General features: G+C 38.3%; 14 protein-coding genes. 6 read left to right on the top strand and 8 right to left on the bottom strand.

The features are described 5' to 3' along the window. Positions 1–882: 882 nt before the first annotated feature. From BUA72_RS21345 to BUA72_RS21315, 8 genes are all read right to left on the bottom strand, one after another. Positions 883–1209, bottom strand: a complete 327-nt coding sequence (locus BUA72_RS21345; RefSeq protein WP_262484416.1) for a VanZ family protein — start codon at positions 1207–1209, stop codon at positions 883–885. Positions 1210–1234: 25 nt separating this feature from the next. After that, the gene (gene gcvH / locus BUA72_RS21340) at positions 1235–1612 is read right to left on the bottom strand and encodes a glycine cleavage system protein GcvH (RefSeq protein ID WP_047454550.1); all 378 of its coding nucleotides are present in this window, start codon (positions 1610–1612) and stop codon (positions 1235–1237) included. A 109-nt stretch (positions 1613–1721) separates the two neighbouring features. Continuing rightward, entirely contained in the window at positions 1722–8738 is a 7017-nt protein-coding gene (gene sprA, locus BUA72_RS21335) for a T9SS outer membrane translocon Sov/SprA (RefSeq protein ID WP_072925018.1), read from the bottom strand. 57 nt (positions 8739–8795) lie between these two features. Beyond that, the gene (gene ruvA, locus BUA72_RS21330) at positions 8796–9380 is read right to left on the bottom strand and encodes a Holliday junction branch migration protein RuvA (protein WP_072925017.1); all 585 of its coding nucleotides are present in this window, start codon (positions 9378–9380) and stop codon (positions 8796–8798) included. A 177-nt stretch (positions 9381–9557) separates the two neighbouring features. After that, positions 9558–9758, bottom strand: coding sequence for a bacteriocin-like protein (locus BUA72_RS24275; protein ID WP_047454544.1), 201 nt, complete (start codon positions 9756–9758; stop codon positions 9558–9560). Positions 9759–9991: 233 nt separating this feature from the next. After that, the gene (locus BUA72_RS21325) at positions 9992–12280 is read right to left on the bottom strand and encodes an NADP-dependent malic enzyme (protein WP_047454543.1); all 2289 of its coding nucleotides are present in this window, start codon (positions 12278–12280) and stop codon (positions 9992–9994) included. 16 nt (positions 12281–12296) lie between these two features. Further along, positions 12297–13148: a BadF/BadG/BcrA/BcrD ATPase family protein gene (locus BUA72_RS21320; protein ID WP_072925015.1), complete on the bottom strand. Its 852-nt coding sequence runs from the start codon at positions 13146–13148 to the stop codon at positions 12297–12299. Between the two features lie 75 nt (positions 13149–13223). Beyond that, positions 13224–13487 (bottom strand): hypothetical protein, encoded by a 264-nt coding sequence (locus BUA72_RS21315; protein ID WP_034725705.1) that lies wholly within the window; start codon positions 13485–13487, stop codon positions 13224–13226. A 514-nt stretch (positions 13488–14001) separates the two neighbouring features. Between BUA72_RS21315 and BUA72_RS21310 the strand changes: the two genes are divergently transcribed. The 6 genes from BUA72_RS21310 (at position 14002) to BUA72_RS21285 (ending at position 20766) form a co-directional block, all read left to right on the top strand. Continuing rightward, the gene (locus tag BUA72_RS21310; protein ID WP_047454539.1) at positions 14002–14460 is read left to right on the top strand and encodes a GtrA family protein; all 459 of its coding nucleotides are present in this window, start codon (positions 14002–14004) and stop codon (positions 14458–14460) included. 3 nt (positions 14461–14463) lie between these two features. Then, entirely contained in the window at positions 14464–15192 is a 729-nt protein-coding gene (locus BUA72_RS21305) for a lysophospholipid acyltransferase family protein (RefSeq protein WP_083544265.1), read from the top strand. A 39-nt stretch (positions 15193–15231) separates the two neighbouring features. Continuing rightward, positions 15232–17001 (top strand): MFS transporter, encoded by a 1770-nt coding sequence (locus BUA72_RS21300; RefSeq protein ID WP_072925013.1) that lies wholly within the window; start codon positions 15232–15234, stop codon positions 16999–17001. Then, entirely contained in the window at positions 16988–18049 is a 1062-nt protein-coding gene (locus BUA72_RS21295; protein ID WP_072925012.1) for a DUF3810 domain-containing protein, read from the top strand. Before BUA72_RS21300 ends, BUA72_RS21295 begins: the two co-directional genes overlap by 14 nt. Before the next feature lie 911 nt (positions 18050–18960). Further along, complete coding sequence (locus BUA72_RS21290) at positions 18961–20469, top strand: vitamin K epoxide reductase family protein (RefSeq protein WP_047454532.1); 1509 nt, start codon at positions 18961–18963, stop codon at positions 20467–20469. Positions 20470–20571: 102 nt separating this feature from the next. Then, positions 20572–20766: a bacteriocin-like protein gene (locus BUA72_RS21285; protein WP_072925010.1), complete on the top strand. Its 195-nt coding sequence runs from the start codon at positions 20572–20574 to the stop codon at positions 20764–20766.

The raw sequence follows: 20766 nt of genomic DNA, 5'->3' as shown, positions 1-20766 counted from the left end.
GCAATGTATAAAGAAGCTTTTCTGTCGTTCTGTTCCTTATTTGCGGTTGCAAAAGTAATTATTTATTTTTAATTGACCAAATGTTTCAGAGGAAAATTTTAAAGTTTTTTAAGTAACCTTAACCCCTCCTAAACCTCAATCCTTACTCGCTTCTGCTCCCCGTTTAACCGGACTGCAAAGATACAAACTTTTTTAAACCTCACAACTTTTATTTCTAAAAATTTTAAAAGATTTTCGTCTACATCTTAAAGCTCGTATAAATCATTAATGCTTATCTAAAAGCTCTTCTGTGCTACTGAACTACTCTCGTTTTTCAGTGGGGCAAAGATAACAACTTATTAATACGCAATGCAAGTTTATTTAACATAAAATTCATGAACAAGCCTTATAAATTCATAAGGCACTGGGAAGCAGAGAGAAAAATTTTAAACTAATGTTTGATTTTGTAGTTCTTCTTTATTTAACAGGGGTTTTATCTTTCACTTTGCATATAAATAGGTTTTGGCTGAAGTCTTATTCAATGCGTATATCTTGTAAGCGGGCTGAAGCCCGCTCCTATTGAATCTGATACTATATGGTATTATGGACTTGTATTATATTCATTTGATGCTGTCATATATATAAGGTATAAGATTAATGAATCAGATAGTCTTAGCATTGGTATGTTGCTCCGGTAAAATTCGCTTTGGAAAGTTTAGAAGATTATTTTAATTCTATAAAAAAGAGTATTCGGAATTTCTGAAGTAAAGCTTTTAACTAAAGCCTTTATGATGAATATATGCTGTAAGCGCGCTGAAGCTCATTCCTATTGAATGTATAGAAACATACAAGAGATTTACTAATCTATCCAAAAATGGATCAATGTGATTAGTGGTATTTTATTTAGAAAAAACGCTTGATTAGCATCTTATATATATAGTATCCAATTAAGCATCCTACAGTATCTGCTACGATATCTAAAGATTCCATGGATCTGCCTAATCCCATCTCCTCCTGAAGGATCTCGGTAAGGAATGCATATATAAGGATGATCTGAAAGAAGTATGAAAATTTGATTTTGGGAAATGCTGCAATGAAGGAGAATCCTAACATGGCAAATATGCTCACATGCAAAACTTTGTCGATACCGCTGAACATAAACCAGTATTCCTGGTTCTCTTCACCCGGCTTCAGGAGCATATAAGTAAGAAATGCCCAATAAATGGGCAAAATCTTACTGAATATTTTTGAAATCTTATCCAATGATTGCCTGGTATTCTTCTGCAGTAAGCAGTTCTGAATGATCAGCACCATCAGCAAGTTCTAATTTAATGATCCAACCGTTTCCATAAGGGTCTGTGTTTAACAGCTCAGGCTGAGCTTCCAATTCTGAATTAAATTCAATAACTTTTCCTGCAATAGGTAAGAATAAATCTGAAACCGTTTTCACCGCTTCTACACTTCCGAAAACCGCTCCCCCTTCAAGATCGTCATCTACAGTATCTACATCTACATATACAATATCGCCAAGTTCTCCCTGTGCGAAGTCTGTAATACCAATTGTAGCTACGTTACCTTCAATCTTGATCCATTCGTGATCTTTCGTGTACTTTAATTCTGATGGTGTATTCATTTTAATTTTTATTTTGTACAAATGTATTCAAAATAATAGTAGTTTCAAATATCGGATATAAAAAATGTCCTTCAAAATTGAAGGACATTTAAGCTTTATGTATTTTATCTTAGAAACCACCGCCTGAGTCGCCAAACGTGAACGTCGCAGACAGACCGGCTCTGATGGTAGACAGCGGGAATGCCGTCGATATTTTATACTTGGAAGTCATCTGCTCGTAGAAGACTCTTAAGTTCAGATTCTCGGAAACATTGTAGTCTGCAGAAATCTTGATATTCATCAGTTTCTGACCTCCTGTGATCTGCGAATCATCCAAAAGGATATTCATAATAGAGGTTTTGCTGTCTCTTAATGAAATATCTCCTCTGATGTTAAGATCGCTTCCTTTTCCTCTGGATCCTCTTGTGTTGGCCATTCCTAATCTGAAGTTCTTCACAATGTATCCTAATCTCACTACATACTCACTATTGGAATCTTCCGTAAGGGTATGGTTGACCAATCCTAGAATCATCATTCTGTTTCTGTTGTACTGAAGTCCGAACTGCATATTGTTTCTCATGGTCACATCTATTCCGATAAGTGGTGAGAAGGATTCTACGTAGCCCACCTGAGAGAAGGTAAACGGATTGATATAATCATTATTAACATCGAATGCATTTCCACCTGAAATCCTGTTAAAGTAATCAATACTTGACTGGATTCCAGTTGCCGTATACGTTGCGGTATATCCGTGCAGGATATCAAATTTAGAGAACTGACCATTAATGATCGGAACATTTCTTAAACCAGAGTACGTAACTCTCCAGTTTGGAATCGGGATTCCTGCTTTCTTGGCATTTCCGATCTGCTTGACAGATTTTCCTTCTACTGCTGCTCTGAATGCCGGGATCAATACATAAGCATTGGCAATACTGTAATGATCTGCAAAACCATCACTATTCAATATTTCTCCTATACCCACCTGTTGAGACAGTATTCTTGCATTCTCTCTGATCGCCTGATAGACGGCCTTAGTTTCTTTGAATGAAGTTTTAAGAAGTACGACTGAATTGGAGTATGTCACCTGATCATTCGCAAAAGCATAGTCATGATTGGCTGTTCCGAGGTTATTCCTGTTATTAAATCCGGATTGTGAAAAGTTTCTGTTATAGTTGTGCAGTGCACTCAGATCAATCCTGAAATCATTCATCGGCACGATCTGTAAATTGGCCCTCAGTTCCCTGGTTGACATTTTGATGTAAGGATCGGTCATATATGGTGAATCACTTACCCATCCGTTTTCCAGCACTGTTCTTCTGATATCTGCCTGTGATCCAAAAAGGAATCCCATCGTAGGGCCTCCCAAAGTCTGGCCGTAACCATACATATTCGGTGCAGACAATAAACCAGGAAGCACTGTTCCGTTATTTTCAGAGTAATTAACATCTAACTGCTTGAATGATGTCATTACAAAAGCTGCACTCTGAAGAATCGTCAGTTTGTTTTTAAATTTATAGCTCTTGTATCTGTATCTTCTCTTCTCCCACTGCTGCGTGTATGCGTTATTCAGGGAGTCTATTTCCTGCTTACGTTTCTGCAGTTTTGCGGAGATATTCTTGAAGTATTTAAACTGTCCGAAGAACTTAGGAATATCTGCCGTAGCTGTCACCTGAATCACGTTGGTATTCTGACCCACGGAACCTAGGCTTCCTTCAGGACTTGAAAGGAGTGCTGTAGATCTGGAATTCCAGTTATACGTCATTCCGTAGCCTACTTCTGCATCAATGAAATCTAAATACGGAAGATACTGGAACGGCAGTTTGTAGTTCAGCTGTACTCTGTGATTATACAATACCGGTCTACCTGCTCTGAAGATATTTCCAAAGATGGATTTATTACTCATCCCATTCACGTCTATATTATCGTTCAGTGTTCTTGTCGCGGAATTGATTTCCAGTTTTAATGATTTTGTAAAATTAAATCCTAAACCGTACTGCCATCCGAAGAAGAAGTTTCTGTTTCTGATCGCCGCAAAGCTATCGCCCGTGTTTCCGCCTAAGATAGCTTCTACATTTCTAAACTCAAGCTCGTTGTAATTTCTGTCTATTTCCGTTCTGAAAGATAATCTTGTAGGAATCGGATTGAAATTGAATTCTTTAACCCATCTCAGGTATTTTGTAGACTTCGCCGTATCACTGATCATTTTGTTGAAAGGCTTAATCACCCAAGGCTTGAAGGTGTAGTTGTAATCCACATATCCTCTCAGATATTGTCTGTAATTTTTAGAGGTGTAAATATCTCTGAAATAATCATCGTTATAAACCGCAGTTACGGAAACGTTTTCTATATCGTAGAATTTAGGTTTCTTATTTGGATTTACTCTTTCCTTGTGCATATTCACTACACCGATACTTCTTTGCTGGGTGTATGTTCTTGCTACTTTTTTCAGCTGCTCTTTATTGGCTGCTTTACTGAATTCCACATCGGTATCAAGAGGATTGTATTTCGGATCCTCGATGGTTTGTGAATAAGAGTAGTTTAACGGAATTTTCATTCCACTTTTCTCAGGAAGTAATTTATCTACGTTTATCGCCGTATTGATACTGAATGCTGATTGTGTAGACTGAGTTCTTTCTGCCGGTTTTGAATCTATATTACCGAAACCTACAGAGGTATAAGATGCACTCGTGTTAATGGTTGCAAAATCTCCCAGGTTAAAATTCAAGCTTGCATTACCTGCATATCCACCATCGTTTTCAATTTCAGAAAGACGTATTTCGTTTACCCAAAGAACCCGGTTAAGAGAAGCCTGCGCATCACCTCTTTCGTTACCATTTCTGATACCAATCATAATGGTTGTTACATTCCCTAAACTTGGACGTCCTTTAATGTATATTCTTTTAAAATTGGGTCCGAGTTCAAAATTCGGATCCATTATTCTCTCTGATATTTTATTCGGATTGTTTTTGTCTCGTCTTATTTTCGCATCCACCAAATTCTGGATTTCCAGTTCCACGTCATTTTCGAATGGCCAGATTTCCATAGGTGCAGTCGCCGTACCTTCAGTTAACTTCAGGGAAGCTTCATATTCATAATAGTTGTCTGTAGCATCACTACCGAAACGGATAAAGAACTTAGTTTTACGGTCTATATCACCCGCACCAGGTTCTCTGATATTCGGATTATGAGCGTGTACAAAAAGTTTTAGTTTTTTATATCTTCTCATATCCAGTGACGTATTTTTGAATACTCCTCTTGCCTCGCCACTTACAAGATCGTTCACTTTCATGTATAGAGATGCCTCATTCTGTCTTTGCGCACCGGCGTTTCCGCTTAGTACCTGTCTGTCGATACCAGGAGGCAATACATATGGAGGCTGATTCAATGCATTTTCTTCAATGTTTACACTTCCAACTTCAAGATTGGTAGTGTTCACTTCCAAACCTCCTTCATTAGTAGCAGGATCCGGGTTAGGTTGTGAAAATACTGCAATATTTTTAGGATACTTTCTCCAGTCAGATCTCACAAGATCCATTGTTCCGAATCTTAACGTAGAAGTCTGCTCAAATCCGGCAAGCATTAATCTTGCGAATCTTACGTTGTTCAGTACCGATGGATTTCTTTCTCCTTCAGCTTCAGGCTCTGCATATTTTGAAACCGGAATTCTGAATAAGTACCATTTTACATCTGAGGTCTGTCCGTTCTGGAAGCTGGCCTTCACCGTTTTTACATCTACGATATTGTTTGTTCCTAATGCAAGGCTCGGCTTATCCAGTTTTACAATATATTCATTGTAACTTTCCGTCTGGTCTAGGTTGTAATCTTTGTTGATATCTTCTGCATCCGGAGTCTGTGAAGCCACTTCCAGAGAGTTGGCCTGAGAGTTTCCTTCCGGGTTTCTGAAGTATTTGTATCGCTGAACAAGAGATGAAGCCTGTCCGCCGGTAAATTTATCAGACATGAAAAACACAAAATCATCTACTGCAGGGTCAGCCAGGTTAGTCACCGGGTTTACGAATGTATTCCCGAATCTCATCGCTTCCTGATCAGAGCTTAAACCGTCATATCCTAAATCCTGAGACCTTCTGTCGTCTCCTTCGCTTGAAAAGGCATAAAGGATAGGTGGCTGTTTCGGCTGCACTCCCCAGTTGGAGGTAGTTGTAGTAGAAGGTGCTCCCGGAGTAGGAAGACCGTTTTCATACTGCATTTTACCGTCCTTCAGGATATCTTCGGAAACGTTTCCTAACTGAAGTAATAGTCTGGCTCTGTTTCCTAATGTATTTCCGTCAGCATAAGGATCCATCATCCAGAATTCCACATATTCGATGTTAGAATTCACAAAGTTGGACACACTGATTGGTCTCATGATCCCCGCCCATCTCGCAGCTGCTGTTTCAGTGCCCGGATTGACGTTATAAGGACCTTTTTCATTAGGGTAATAGGAAATATCTAAAGTATTGGTGAAGGTCTGCTCACCCGCAACAAAATCTCTGTTATTGTAAATCTCGGAATACTGAACTCTTCTGGACGCGTGATTGGAAACGGACTGCGCCGTAATTCCCGCAGGAGCTCTGCCTCCTACTCCCCAGAATCTCGGGTCAATATTATACCATGAAAGAAGTCCTCTTCCATAGCCGCTTGTCAATGCATCGTCAGCAGGCGCTCCGTTGAACGGTGCCGCTGTATTTTTCTCCGGTCTTGAAGCAAGGCTCCATGCAGCCGGTTCTTTTAAAGATATCTTAGAAGTGGTCTGTTCGAAGTCATCAATATAAGACTGATCATTGGTTCCTTTGTTCAGTCCCGGAAGTAGGTAAGCAGCTTCCATCTTGAAGTTTAGATTGGATGGTGCTTCAGTGTTTACAAATGGAATTTTATCGGTCAGTCTGGTCAGGAAAGGCACCTGATTGTTGTACATCATATTAACCCCTGCCATGGTGTTATTAACGGCCTCCTGCCCATAGTTTACTTTCTGTGTAAGCGGAGATTCTGAATAGTTGACAACCGTTCCACCTATGATAAAATTCTCATTAAATCTTCTTTCTAAGTTTAATCCTAAGAATCTTTTTCTTTGAGTATTAAATGTAAGCTGGTTTTCCAGTGAGATATTGATCGCCTGTCCGGACTGTTTAACGTTTTCGTTGATTATAGTTACCGTTCCCAGCATATAGTCTACGGTATAGTCTACTCCTTCGGTCAGCTGAACTCCGTTTGCAGAAACTTTTACAGATCCCTGAGGAACGTTTACCGCTCCAAGAGAAATCCCCTGTCCCTGTGTTCCTTTGTAACGTCCTTCAATCGTATAACGCTGTGCAAGGTTACTGGAAGTGGCTACCTGTTTCTGTTGCCGGTAAAGATCATTAAATACATACTGCGGATCGTTAGTTCCAATCTGACTCTGCATAAAGCTTCCGAAAGGCTGTACTTTGGTGAAAATAATCCTACCTGTTTCCGGGCGTATCGTAATCCCGTTCACAAAGTCAAAAATACCGTCTCCCAGTACACCGCTGCTGGCCTGGATATCACCGTTCATGTTCAAACGGTCCCAGTTGAATAGTTTTAGTAAATTTTTATCCTGAACAGGAGTACCCGGAAGATAGTTTACCTTACCTCCACTCTTCGGATCTCTGTAGAAAACATTAAGAATAAATCCGTCCTGAGCTACCTGTCCTGCGTCCAGAGAATAGATGTTCTTCATCATCAGGTCCCACATCGGAGATTGTGTATTCACTTTGTTGTTTACTCTAAGAACCTTGGTTACCAACACAGGGCTTTCTTCGGAGAATTCCCCTACTTTATACACTTTATTGGTTCCGTCTGTAAAAGAGTAAGAAACGGCTAAAAGCTGATTTTCGTTCAGCTTCTGGTTTAATGAAACATATCCTAACTGAGGCTGTAATGTATATTCATTGGTATTCAGCCTTCTTGCTTTTGTATTAAAAATAAACTGCTCACCGTTATCATAGGGCTGCACACTTCCCGGGAAACTCTGTCCCTGGAATGTCGTTGCATAGTTTTTACCGGCTTCTCTTGGTCCAATGGCAGCATTAATAGACTGGTACAAACCATTCTGTGAGTTATCCGGCAATCCTCCGGCTCCTTCTCCAAGGTCCCTGATCCCAATGATACTTTTCTGGTAAGCCAGGTTACTGTTCCCTTGGTCCAAGACCCAAACTTCCAATCTGGTTACATTTACTGTGGAATTGATCTGCGGATAATTAAGCAATGCCTGGTCATATCGGTCTAGGAAATAATGTCCCAGGAAAAAGTGTTGGTTGTCTTCATAGTCGATGGCATTGACTTTAAAGTTGTTCATCACACCACCACCTTGTACGACAATATTTCTGGCCTCACCCTGCTGTTGGGAAAGGACTACTGTCCCGAAGGTCTTTCCAAGCTGGAATTCCGATTTTACCCCAAACAGGGATTGTGAACCACGGATAAGACTGGTAGAAAGCGGCATATTCACGTTACCGAATTCTACTCTTTTTATGATTTTATCTTCCCCTCCGGCACTTGGCTTGTCTACATCACCAAGACCCTTTGTCTGAAGGTCTTTCCAGCTTCCTTTTGCCTGCCATACGAGGTTCATTCTGTTTTCAAATGCGAAACCACTCTGGGTATCGTAATTGGCTTTCAACTGAAGGTTCTCCCCTACTTTTCCTAAAAGTCCCAGCTGTATTCTCTGGTCGATATCAAACGTAAAACTGGTCCTGTTTTGTGGCAGGATCAGCGGGTTATCTATTTTCTGGTAAAGTCCGGCAAAGTCTAAAGAGGCATATCCTGAAGGAATGATCTCAATTTTATTACTTCCGAAAATCGTTTCAAACAATCTGTTGTTGATCATCAGAGACGGAATAAGGCCTTGTTTTTTGGCATCGCTTCTATCTCTTCTGAAAAGGAGACTGTATTTATCAGATTTCTCTTTGTAGTATGCTTTTGTCTGGGTAGCGAGCATAAATTCTTTATACTCTTCGGGGGACATCGCTGTAGGCGGGCCGGTGTAGGTATTTCCAATCTTTGGATATACGTAGTACATTCCGGTTTTTATGTCATAAAAGGCTTCATACCGGGTGGGGTCAGCCAGTTGATATTCTTTCTTTATGATCGCAGTATCACGTACCTGTTGTGCAAAGGCACTTACTGACATGCACAGGAACGACAGGAACAGAAATATTTTGAGATGCTTATTATTCGCCACCAAATGTTAAATGTTTTTTAAAATTTGTTTTACCAGTTCTTCTACCGTGATCTCCGGATTCTGCTTCATCATTCTGTCTGCCATCTTCTCACTCATTCGTTTCGGGATCCCTAAAACTTCTAATGCAGATAACGATTCTTCCTTGACTTTATTATCTACAAAAGCAGAAATATTTTCTGCCTCAATGCCGAATTTCTGGACTTTATCCTTCAAATCCACAATGATTCTTTCTGCGGTTTTAGCCCCTATCCCTTTGGCTTTTTGGATCAATGCACTGTTCTTGGAAAGGATAGCCGTAGCGATCTCTTCAAGGGTTAAAGTAGATAGAAGTATAAGGGCAGAAACAGCTCCTACTCCGTTAACGCTTATTAACAGATTGAACATTTCTTTTTCTGAACGAGTGTTAAAACCAAAGAGAAGATGGGCATCTTCCCGAATGATCTGCTGAATAAATAAGAATGCCGGCTTATTCAGGGCCAGTGCCTGGGAGGTCATCAAACTGATACCTACATAGTAACCAACTCCGTGTACGTTGATCACTGCGTAAGTGGGCGTAAGTTCTTGAACGCTGCCTTGTAAGGAAAATATCATTATTAATTTTTAAAACTCCCAAATATAGCAATTTAAACTAATTAATATTTTCATTTCATGTACGAATGATTTTTAACTTAAATTTTGACTGTAAATTCAATGAATTAATATAAACGTAATAAAAACAAAAAACCCATCCGGACGGACAGGTTTTGTAATGATATATCGGAGTATAATCTATAAAGGATTTATATCTAAACACATGCTTATGTTACAGGCACCGTTTACGCAGGTTGGGGTACAACCTACAAGACACAGCTGTCCCTGAGACGGAAGGCAATAATATCCTCCTTCCGGTGATTGAATAGGCTGACTTCTAGGCCCTCCTCCATTGATTTGTTTCAAATTTTCTCTTGATAGTTTTTGGATGTTTTTCATTATAAATAGTTTTTAATTACACGTAAATATATTTATTTTTCTATAAAACCATTATAATATTTTAAAAAATTATCTACTATTTCACTTTTTTAGGAATAATGAAGGACAACAACTGCTAAATCCATATTTCCAGATAAGTCTGTGTTCACATTTTTAATGAAGTTTAAAGCAATAAAAAAAGCAGTACACAAAGATGAGTGTACTGCTTATTATCTATAAAAAAGAATTCTTTATTATTTTTTATTTTCTCTTCTCTGAGCATCAAGTACGGCTACCGTTGCCAGGTTTACAATTTCATCTACGCTTGAACGCATCTGTAAAACGTGTACCGGCTGCTTTAATCCCATAAGGATTGGCCCGATTACCTGAGCTACTTTCATCCCTCTGATGATCTTATAAGAAAGATTCGCACTTTCAAGATTCGGGAAAACGAATGTATTGGCAGGAGTGGTTCCTAATTTTGAGAATGGATAATCGCTCAAATGATCTGCATTCATCGCAAAATCCGGCTGGATTTCACCATCAACGATCATTTTAGGATATTTCTCGTGAAGAATGCTTACTGCTTTCGCTACTTTTTTGGACGTATCGGAAATCGCTGCAAAGTTTTCGAAACCAAGCATCGCAATTCTAGGCTCTATCGCAAAAGATTTCACTGTGATTTCAGCCATTTTAGCAATATTCACAAGGTCTTCTGCGGTAGGGTTCTGGTTGATGGATGTATCAGCAAAGAAAATTGGCTTCTTTTCTGATAGAATCATCATCATCGCCGCGATTTTATCTACGCCTTTATCTTTTTCAATCACTTCCAAAACAGGACGAAGCACTGACGTATAGTTTTTAGAGAAACCAACGATCAGTCCGTCTGTATCTCCGTGTCTCAGCATCAATGGACCGAAATAATCTCTCTGGCGCACATATCTTTTCGCTTTGTACTCGTTCATTCCTTTTCTCTGACGAAGTTTCCAAAGGGTTTCTCTGTATCTTTTTCTGTTTTCCTTCTGATCATCATCACTTGGATCGATAATCGGGATGTCCAGATTGATACCGAAACGCTCCATCTGTTCTTTGATGTATTTTTTATCTCCTAAAAGACTTGGGAATGCAATTCCTTCTTCATAAAGAATCTGTGCTGCTTTCAATACGTTGTACTCTTCAGCATTTCCTAAAGTGATTCTCTTCGGATTAGATTTTGCACGGCTCTGCATCATTCTTACCAACTTCTCGTCTCTTCCCATTCTGTCCAGCAGCTGGTTTTCGTATTCTTCGAAGTCTTCGATGGTTTTTCTTGCAATACCGCTTTCAATAGCTGCTTTTGCTACAGCACTGGAAACTTTGGTGATCAGTCTGTTATCAAATGGTTTCGGGATGAAATACTCTCTTCCAAACTGTAAGTTCTGAACATTATAAGCAAGGATTACAGCTTCTGGCACTGGTTCTTTGGCAAGATCTGCGATAGCATGTACCGCTGCAAGCTTCATTTCTTCATTGATTCCTTTCGCCTGAACGTCCAGTGCACCACGGAAAATGTAAGGGAATCCCAGTACATTGTTCACCTGGTTAGGATAGTCGCTTCTTCCGGTTGCCATGATCACGTCTTTACGGGTTTCAAGGGCAAGATCGTAAGCAATTTCAGGATCCGGGTTTGCCAAAGCAAAAACGATAGGGTTATCAGTCATGCTGGAAAGCATTTCCGGAGTCATTACGTTTCCTTTTGACAATCCGATGAAAACATCTGAACCTTTTACGGCATCTTCCAGGGTCTCGATATCAGTATTGGCAATGAAATCTATTTTTTCAGGCGTAAGGTTTTCTCTTTTATGATTGATCACCCCTTTACTGTCGCACATTAAAACATTTTCTCTCTTCAGACCCAAAGAAATGTATAGGTTGGTACATGCAATAGCAGCCGCTCCGGCTCCGTTCACAACCATTTTTACTTCACCGATATTTTTACCGGCGATCTGAAGCGAGTTGATCAGTGCAGCAGCTGAAATAATAGCTGTTCCGTGCTGGTCATCGTGCATCAATGGAATATCAAGCTCTTCTTTCAGTTTCTGCTCGATATAGAAAGCTTCAGGAGCTTTAATATCTTCAAGGTTGATTCCTCCGAATGTCGGAGCAATTCCTTTTACAATCTGGATAAATTTGTCCGGATCTTTTTCATCGATCTCAATATCAAAGACATTGATGTCTGCAAAGATCTTAAACAAAAGACCTTTTCCTTCCATTACCGGTTTTGAAGCTTCAGCTCCGATATCACCAAGACCTAATACAGCCGTTCCGTTGGAAATTACAGCTACCAGGTTTCCTTTTCCTGTGTAGTCATAAACGGTTTCCGGCTTATCGTGGATCTCCATACAAGGAACTGCCACCCCTGGTGAGTATGCCAATGATAAATCTCTTTGAGAAGAGTGAGGCTTCGAAGGGATAACTTCGATCTTTCCTTTAGGTTCGGCTTTATGATAATCTAACGCGGCCTGATTAAAGTTCTTTTCGTCGCGGTGGGTTTTACTTGACATAGAATTTTGTTTTTTATTAAAGTATATACTTAATATGGTAGTCTACTAAACTTTCGATAGGTTTCTGGACAACATGTCCTACATTTAAATGAAATTCTTCTGCAACTGAGCGCAGCGTATCTTCATAGTAATACGCAATAGAGCCGATGAAATTGATCTCGGCATCTTTTGATTGTTTATAAGGAATGACCTGATATTCGAAGAAGTTTTTCATTTCCTCGTATACCATATCTTTAAAGTAAGGATGATCCTTTCTTTCGATGACAAATTTGTTGAAATCCGCCAGCCAGGCGTTAGGTCTTGAGCTGTGATACATATTTTTCAATGCATCTTCTATTTTCAGCCCATAATTCTGCTCAAATTCTGTATGAAGGTCTGCCGGAAGTTTTTTCATAAAATATCTTCGCACCAGCTGTTTTCCAATGGCGCTTCCGCTTCCTTCATCTCCCATAAGGAAACCAAGGGAAGGAAGTTCTATTTTAATGTCTTTACCGTCGAAATAACAAGAATTGGATCCGGTTCCTAAAATACATACGACAGCAGGTTTTCCACTGTACGCGGCGTAAGCAGCGGCCACAAGATCTTCTCTCACAACCACTTCAGCTTTTGTGAATACTTTTTTCAATTCTTCCTCTATGGTTTCGCAGTTTTTTTTCACACCGCATCCGGAACCATAGAAGAAAATCTTCGTAATGGAATTTCTGACCAATATAAGGCTGCTGTTCTTTTCTATTTCAGGAACGATAAGTTCTCTATTGATAAAATTAGGATTAAAGCCGATAGTTTCTGTTTTTAAAAACACTTTTTTGAAGTCATCAAGAATCACCCAATCTGATTTGGTAGAACCACTATCAACAATAGCAACCATATATTACATTTTAGTTTAAGGATGCTAAATTATGAATTTATCTTTACATAGCGTTTAAAAACAGACTGGAAGCTTCTAATGTTTTATATCAGCTTTTTGATTGTCAAACTTCATCAGCCAGTCTTCAATTTCGTCCTCCAGATAAGAACTCTGAAGCATGATGGCATTGATAAAATCATCCGGCACCGGTTTGTCTGTAGAGTTTTCAAGATTCCACAATTCGTCTGCCATATTTTCATACTCTGAATACACTCTTTTGAAGCGGGAATTCTCTCTCTCAAGAGCCTCAATATTTTTTTGCTGAAGCTGGAATTTTCTGTATTTGTTTTGACTTTTCATACAAATATTGTTATAGTTTGGGTCGTGAAAATTAAGGTATTATGCGTTAGAGCGCACATTCCAAGATAGAAAAAACCATCAACACAAGGAGTTGAAAATGAATTTATTATCAGGTTATAATTACATCATTCAGAAGATTAAATTTAGAAATTATTTTGATTCAAAAAAATTATTTAACAACTTTTTTCATTGTTTAACATATGCTTATCACAATATTTTCAGCCTCCCGATTCCGGATCATCTTCAATCCCTTTTGCTTACAACGATTGTCCTGTTTATCTCCCATTTATTAAATGATCATAAAGTAATTTTATGGTCTGTTTCAGTCATTATCAGGAACTGTTCAATAGAACACATGACTCATTATATAAAGTATTTTCGGCCTATCCATCGCACAAAACGACACATACCACACTATCAATCAACAAAATACGTTCATTTTTAATTTTAAAATAATCTTTTATTCTTACATTATTGACATATAATTATAAATTTGCACTTTCATATATATTGAATGAGAGAATTACTACTACGCCAGAAACAGGTTTTGTTTTTCATTATAGCCGGAGGGCTCAGCGCTATTGTAGAGATTGGAAGCTTCAAGGCTTTCAGTACTTACCTTCCGCATTTTTTCTCCGGAGAAACCAATTTTCATGGCATCCATTATCCTTTGAGTAACATTTTCTCAACCAGCTGCGGGATCATCACCAATTATTTCCTGAGCATCTGGTTTGTCTTTGAAAGGGGGAAACATTCGAAAAACAAAGAATTCGCCTACTTCATGGGAGTTTCTTTTGTATCAACGTTACTGAGTCTAGGCTTTTTCCAGATTTTCTACAGTTTTATATTTAAGGACAATATCAATTTAATTTTTTATACCTTAAGCCCGGAAATGATCAGTAAGATTGCAGCGATCCTGCTGGTTTCCATTCTGAATTATTCTGTGAAAAAGAAAGTAATTTTTAACGGTTAAGCGGTGACAAAAATTTTAAATTATCTCTGGAGATTCTGGCTGCTGCTACTGGCATTTGTCTTAACAGTTACCCTGGGAATCCCTGTCTACATTTTATCCTTTAATAAAAAGCATTACAAATACGCATACAAATTCATCCGCATCTGGTGCTTCGGGATGTTCTACGGTATGGGGCTGAGATATGACCTTACCCATCTTTCCGATCAGAAAAAAGATAAAAGCAAACCCTACGTTTTCATTTCGAATCATACTTCGATTATGGATATTATGCTTACCTGTATTCTGATGCCGGATCATCCTATCTGTTTTGTAGGCAAAAAAGAACTGGTAAAGATCCCGATTTTCGGTACCATATATAAAAGGATATGTGTGATGGTAGACCGTGGAAGCGCAAGAAGCCGTGCAGATGTCTACAGAAGATGCGCAGAAAAAATGGAAGAAGGCAACAGCATTGCTATATTTCCCGAAGGTGGCGTACCGGACGACACTTCTATTATTCTGGATGAATTCAAAGACGGAGCATTTACTTTATCTTCCAAACACAACTCCCCGATTGCAGTCTATACCTTTGTAGGGCTGAAAGAAATTTTCCCTTTTGACAGTGCAAAAGGCTATCCCGGCCGTGTAAAAGTATATTTCAACGGAATCATGGAGTCTTCCGATTCTCCAAGAGACCTAAAAACAGAGGCTTATAAAGAAATAAAAAAAACACTGCTGGAACACTCTATATAAAAGAAATAGTTATATTTGTTTGCGAAATTTTTAACAAACATGTCTAAAACAAATCAACCGACTAATTACCCTGCACTTTACACGCTGGTGCTTGTATTTTTTTTCTGGGGTTTTATTGCAGCCGGCAATAGTATTTTTATCCCTTTCTGTAAAAACTATTTTTCCCTTGACCAGTTTCAGTCCCAATTAATAGACTTTGCGTTTTACACGGCCTATTTTTTAGGAGCACTGTTGCTGTTCATATCCAGTACAATTAAAGGTATTGATATCATAGGAAAATGGGGCTACAAAAGGAGTATCGTCTACGGACTGCTGCTGTCAGCCATTGGAGCTGCCATTATGATCTTAGCCGTTAAAGCCAATGTGTATTACGGAATGCTTATCGGGCTTTTCGTTGTAGCCTTAGGTTTTTCTATTCAACAGACGGCTGCCAACCCTTTTGCTGTCCTTTTGGGAGACCCGAAAACGGGAGCAAGCAGGCAGAATTTAGCCGGGGGAATCAACTCTTTTGGAACATCTATCGGACCCATTATTGTAGGTCTTGCGCTTTTCGGAACGACTGCTACGGTAGATGACGATCAGATCAAACACCTGGCGCTGGATAAAGTAATTTTACTTTACACCGCTGTAGGAGCCCTGTTTTTAATTGCTGCCGGAGTTTTCTATTTTTCTAAAAAACTTCCGGACGGGATCTCTACTGAGCCTATGGAAAAAGCTGGAAAAGCAAGAAAGACTTTGATTGCAATGACAATATTGGTGATCTTATTCTTTATTCCGGTATTCAGCAGCTACAACTCTGATGAAGCTAAGAAAATTGAAGCATTAGGTAATGAAATTTCAGTCCTTGACACGAATCTGAAGAAAGAAACAGACGCTGCAAAAACAGCTGAATACACGACACAGATTGCTGCCAAGAAAATAGAACTTGAAACTATAAAACATCCTCTTGAAAAAGAGAGAATGATCTACCTGGGAGGTGCATTACTTTCCGTTATTGTATGTCTTATTTTCGCCAATACCAGTTCGAAAAAGAATCCGGATGGTTGGGGCGCGATGAAATATCCACAACTTGTACTGGGAATGATTGCCATTCTATGCTACGTGGGAGTGGAAGTGGCGATAGGAAGTAACCTGGGTGAACTTTTAAGTACCCCTGCGTTCGGCGGACATCAGTCCTCAGATCTGGCTCCTTATATTTCAATGTATTGGGGAAGTTTGATGATCGGAAGATGGACCGGGGCTATTGCCGTATTCAATCTTAATAAACAACAACAAACCATTGCTACAATTGTGGTTCCTTTCGTGGCATTCCTTGTCATTATCGGTATCAATACGATTGCACAAAAAGATATGTCTCACCTTTATTTCTATGCGATCTGTATTGCGATTCAGGTGATCTTATTCCTGGTTAGTAAAAATAAACCGGCTACGACATTGACAATTTTTGGTCTGTTTGGAGTGATTGCAATGATCGTAGGACTTCTTACCACAGGAAACATCGCTATCTATGCATTCCTTTCCGGAGGTCTGGCCTGTAGTATCATGTGGCCGTCTATCTTTACTCTGGCCATTACAGGTTTAGGAAAGTATACTGCTCAGGGTTCAGCTTTCCTGGTAATGATGATTTTAGGAGGTGGTATTATCCCGCCGCTACAGGGGAAACTTTCTGATATTATCGGAATTCACAATTCCTATTTCATTCCGGTGCTGTGTTTTGCGTATATTGCATTATTCGCATACATCACCAAAAAGGCTTTGTCTAAACAGGGAATCAATGTTGATATTTTAGAATCTGATGGAGGTCACTAATACAACAAAAAAAATACATAAGAAAAGATTTTGGGCAGGTGGATTACTTGCCCAATTTCTTTTGTTCTATGCGTTCTCTAAGTCGAAAACAATCATCTCTTTTTTCGAATGGTTCTTTGAACTTCAGAAAAAGATTCATCAATTGCTTTTCAGCTGGATCCCGTTTTCTTTCGGCGATCTTATCTATATTCTTTTGGGAATTTTTCTTTTATATGGCCTTATACTCTGTTTTAAAAAGAAAAGCAGAAACAAGGCTCTTTTAAGGCTTCTGGCCGGCATTAACATCTTCTACTTCATCTACCAGATCTGTTGGGGCATGCTGTACTTCCAGACTCCTGTTATCAAGAAGCTTTCGAGTCAGAAAGAACCGGAAATCAATAAAGCAAAGACACTCGCCCTTCGCTACCTGGAAAAATGCAAAGCGACCAGGCAATCTGTACGGGAAGATAAAAACGGAGTATTTATTATTACTGATCTGAAGGCCGTACAGACTGAAATTCTTCAGCAACAGACCCAGCTTCCTCAATATATATCAGATAAATATGCTCCGGAAATCAATGCTTTTAAACCCAGTCTTTTTAAGAGTGTCATGAATTTCACAGGAATACTTGGGTACTATAATCCGTTTACGGCAGAAGCACAGTATAACAGTGAACTACCCCATACTTTCATCCCATTTACATCGGCACATGAGAGCTCACACCAGCTTGGTTTCGCCAGAGAACAGGAAGCCAATTTTATAGGCTATCTGCTCGGTGTGAATGCTAAAAATCCGGATCTGAGATACAGCACCGAATATTTTACATTAAAAAGTCTTTTAAGATTTATTGTAGAGGAAGACCCTGCATTTGTAAAGTCTGTGCTTAGTCAATATTCTCCTGCCATGAAAAGAGACCGTCTCTATGAAAGGAGCTTCATTTTCAGACATCAGGGCTGGCTGGATGACTTCTTTGGGTTTACGAATAACCTGTTTTTGAAGAGCAACCAGCAGGAAGGAGCGGTTACCTATTCTTACTTTATCGACCTTCTTCTGAACTATGAAAAATAGTCAACAAAAAAAAAGAATCGTATCAGGCGATACGATTCTAAAAACACAAATGATGAAAAAAAATTTATTACCTTGACTTGTTCCCTCATTCAAGGCGATGTAAAAGTACAATATATTTTATAAATACAAAAACATTTCTAACCTTTTTTAAAACTTTAAGAAAACTTTATGATTTTTTAAGTTTTTTTGAGTTCATCACTGAAAATTAGAATTTTACCAAAACAAATAATTCAATAATAAATCATTATTTAAATTTAAAATCCACTATGAAAAGCGCATAAATCTAAACAATTGTTTAAGAATTGAATATTTGAATTTTCCGATATTTTTTCAATACTAAAAATTAGAGTTATTATCTGTAAGTGGGTAAAAATGAAGAAAAAATAGCCAAATTTTGTTCAACAAAATATTTCCTCCTTCTGGGATCGGATGATTTTTTATATTTTTAAAATCTTTCAGTCTAAAAACCGTAAAAATGATCTTCCTTTTTATTCCTTTTCAAATTAAAAGTACATGATCTCAAAACAGAACTTCAGTTTCTTTTATTAAGCTCCGGTATGATTTAGTATCAAAGATTATGCATCGCTAAGGTTTAAAACTTCAATATGGATAAAAAAGAGTGATCTGCCTTTACTATTTTAATCTATTGATCGTCATCATTCAAGATTCTACCCTTGCAAAATATTAAAACCACTTCTATTTACAGAACTTTCTGACGCCATACGATACCCATAATGAGGCAACTTCTTACTTATATTTCATTATGAAATTAACTTTATTTTCTACTAAATAATGTAAAAAATACAGTAATATTTACACATAATCAAGCATTTAACAAAAGTATATCACTAACAAAAGAAAAAAAATTTGTTTTTTTAAAACATCTGCGTATTTTAGTTAAAAATATTACTATGATTTTCGACAAACTTATTAACTATCTAAAACTCGATAAACAGGAATTTTCTTTCCAGTTCAACTCACATCCAAACTACCCTTCTGCACTTGCTTTTAGTGATACGCTTAACTTTATGGGAGTAAAAAATGATGCTTATGAACTTGATAAGGAATATTGGGATGAGCTGCCGGAAGAATTTATCGCGATTGTAGATAACTCCTTTTCTCTGGTAAAGAAATCGGGAGTCAGTTATTCGGTTTATTCAGAAAAAGCAAAAACACTTAATAAAGAAGAACTTCACCAAAAGTCTACAGATTTTGTACTTCTTTTTGAAAAGAGCGAAAATGCGGAAAGCAAACTGGCTTTTAATTTCACGCCTCTTCTATACCTTGTTTTCGCCATCATCCTTGCGTATTCTTTTTTCACCCAAACCATATACGAAGCTCTTTTCAATCTTCTCTCTTTGGCCGGTGTTTATATTTCTCTGGAAATTTTCAACCAAAAATTCGGAAATACATCTACCGTGATTGGAAGTATTTGTGGAGACACTTCTTCCAAGCAGGCTGCCAACTCATGTGACAAAATTATCAAACAGGATAAGACGAGTATCTTAGGTTTAAAGTTCTCTGACTTTTCACTGATCTATTTTGCAGGTCTGGCCATATTGGGGCTTTTCCTTCCGGCAACTTCTTATATTGTAAAAGGATTTACTTTCGTTTCCATCCTGGCTATTGGTTATTCATTATATATTCAGGCTTTTGTAGAAAAAACATTCTGTAGAGTGTGTCTTTTGATTATTTCGATTCTTATCGGACAATTAGCGATCAGCATTTTCTTATTCCAGAATACATCATTCAGTATTGGAGCATTATTATTAACCGCTGTTTTATGGATTCTCGTTTTTTCTGCAGTACTGTATTTCAGCAATATTCTTTCTCAGAAAGAAACTCTTCAGAAGTCCAATGCCAAGAACCTTAGATTTAAAAGAAATTATGAACTTTTCAAAAGCCAGCTTCTGGAAAATGAAAAAATAGAATTCCAGGATACCCATACTTTTTCATTAGGAAGTAATGATGCTAAACTTCGTCTTTCTATCGTATCCAATCCTTACTGTGGATTCTGTAAGGACGGTCATAAAATCATGGAAGGACTTCTTGAAAAATATCCTGAGGACATTTCTGTACAGATCCGTTTCAATTATTCATCAGAAAGAGCTGATGAGAAGTATACGAAGTTACTTTCAGCTTTTAACTATATCTACCACAATAGACCTCAGAAAGATTTCCTGAAAGCTGTGGAAGAGTGGTTTGAAACCAGAGATGAAAACAAAATTGTTGCCTTATCCGGATCATCTGCAGAGGAAGATTTGACGCCATTTATTGAAATGACAAAAGATAACAGCGCAGCAGGATTGAACTTCACTCCTATTTTTCTTCTGAACGGACACCAGTTCCCGGACAAATATGACCGTGATGATATTTGGTTTTTCGTTGATGAATTGATGGAAGATGAGGACTTACACTAAGAAAACATTCACGAATTGAAAAATTCACTATCTTAGGAAAAAATATAAGCGTCCTCCGAAAAGCTTTGAAAGAGTAGGAAAACAGCAAAACTAAATAACACTATGAAAAACTTAAAGAAAATCTCAAGAGAAAATTTAAAATCTATTAAAGGAGGACTTAGAAGATGTCCTGATAATGGAGAATGCGGTGGTGACCAATGCTGTGCCAACGGAGTATGCAGACCTATTGCAGGAGCCGGGCCCAACACCTATTATTGCACGCCGCCTACCATGATTGATTTCACACCGCAAGGTTAA

Source organism: Chryseobacterium sp. OV279 (assembly GCF_900128945.1).
Classification (GTDB): domain Bacteria; phylum Bacteroidota; class Bacteroidia; order Flavobacteriales; family Weeksellaceae; genus Chryseobacterium.
The sequence above is the reverse complement of the archived record's forward strand: the minus strand, read 5'-3'. Positions and strand labels throughout refer to the sequence as shown.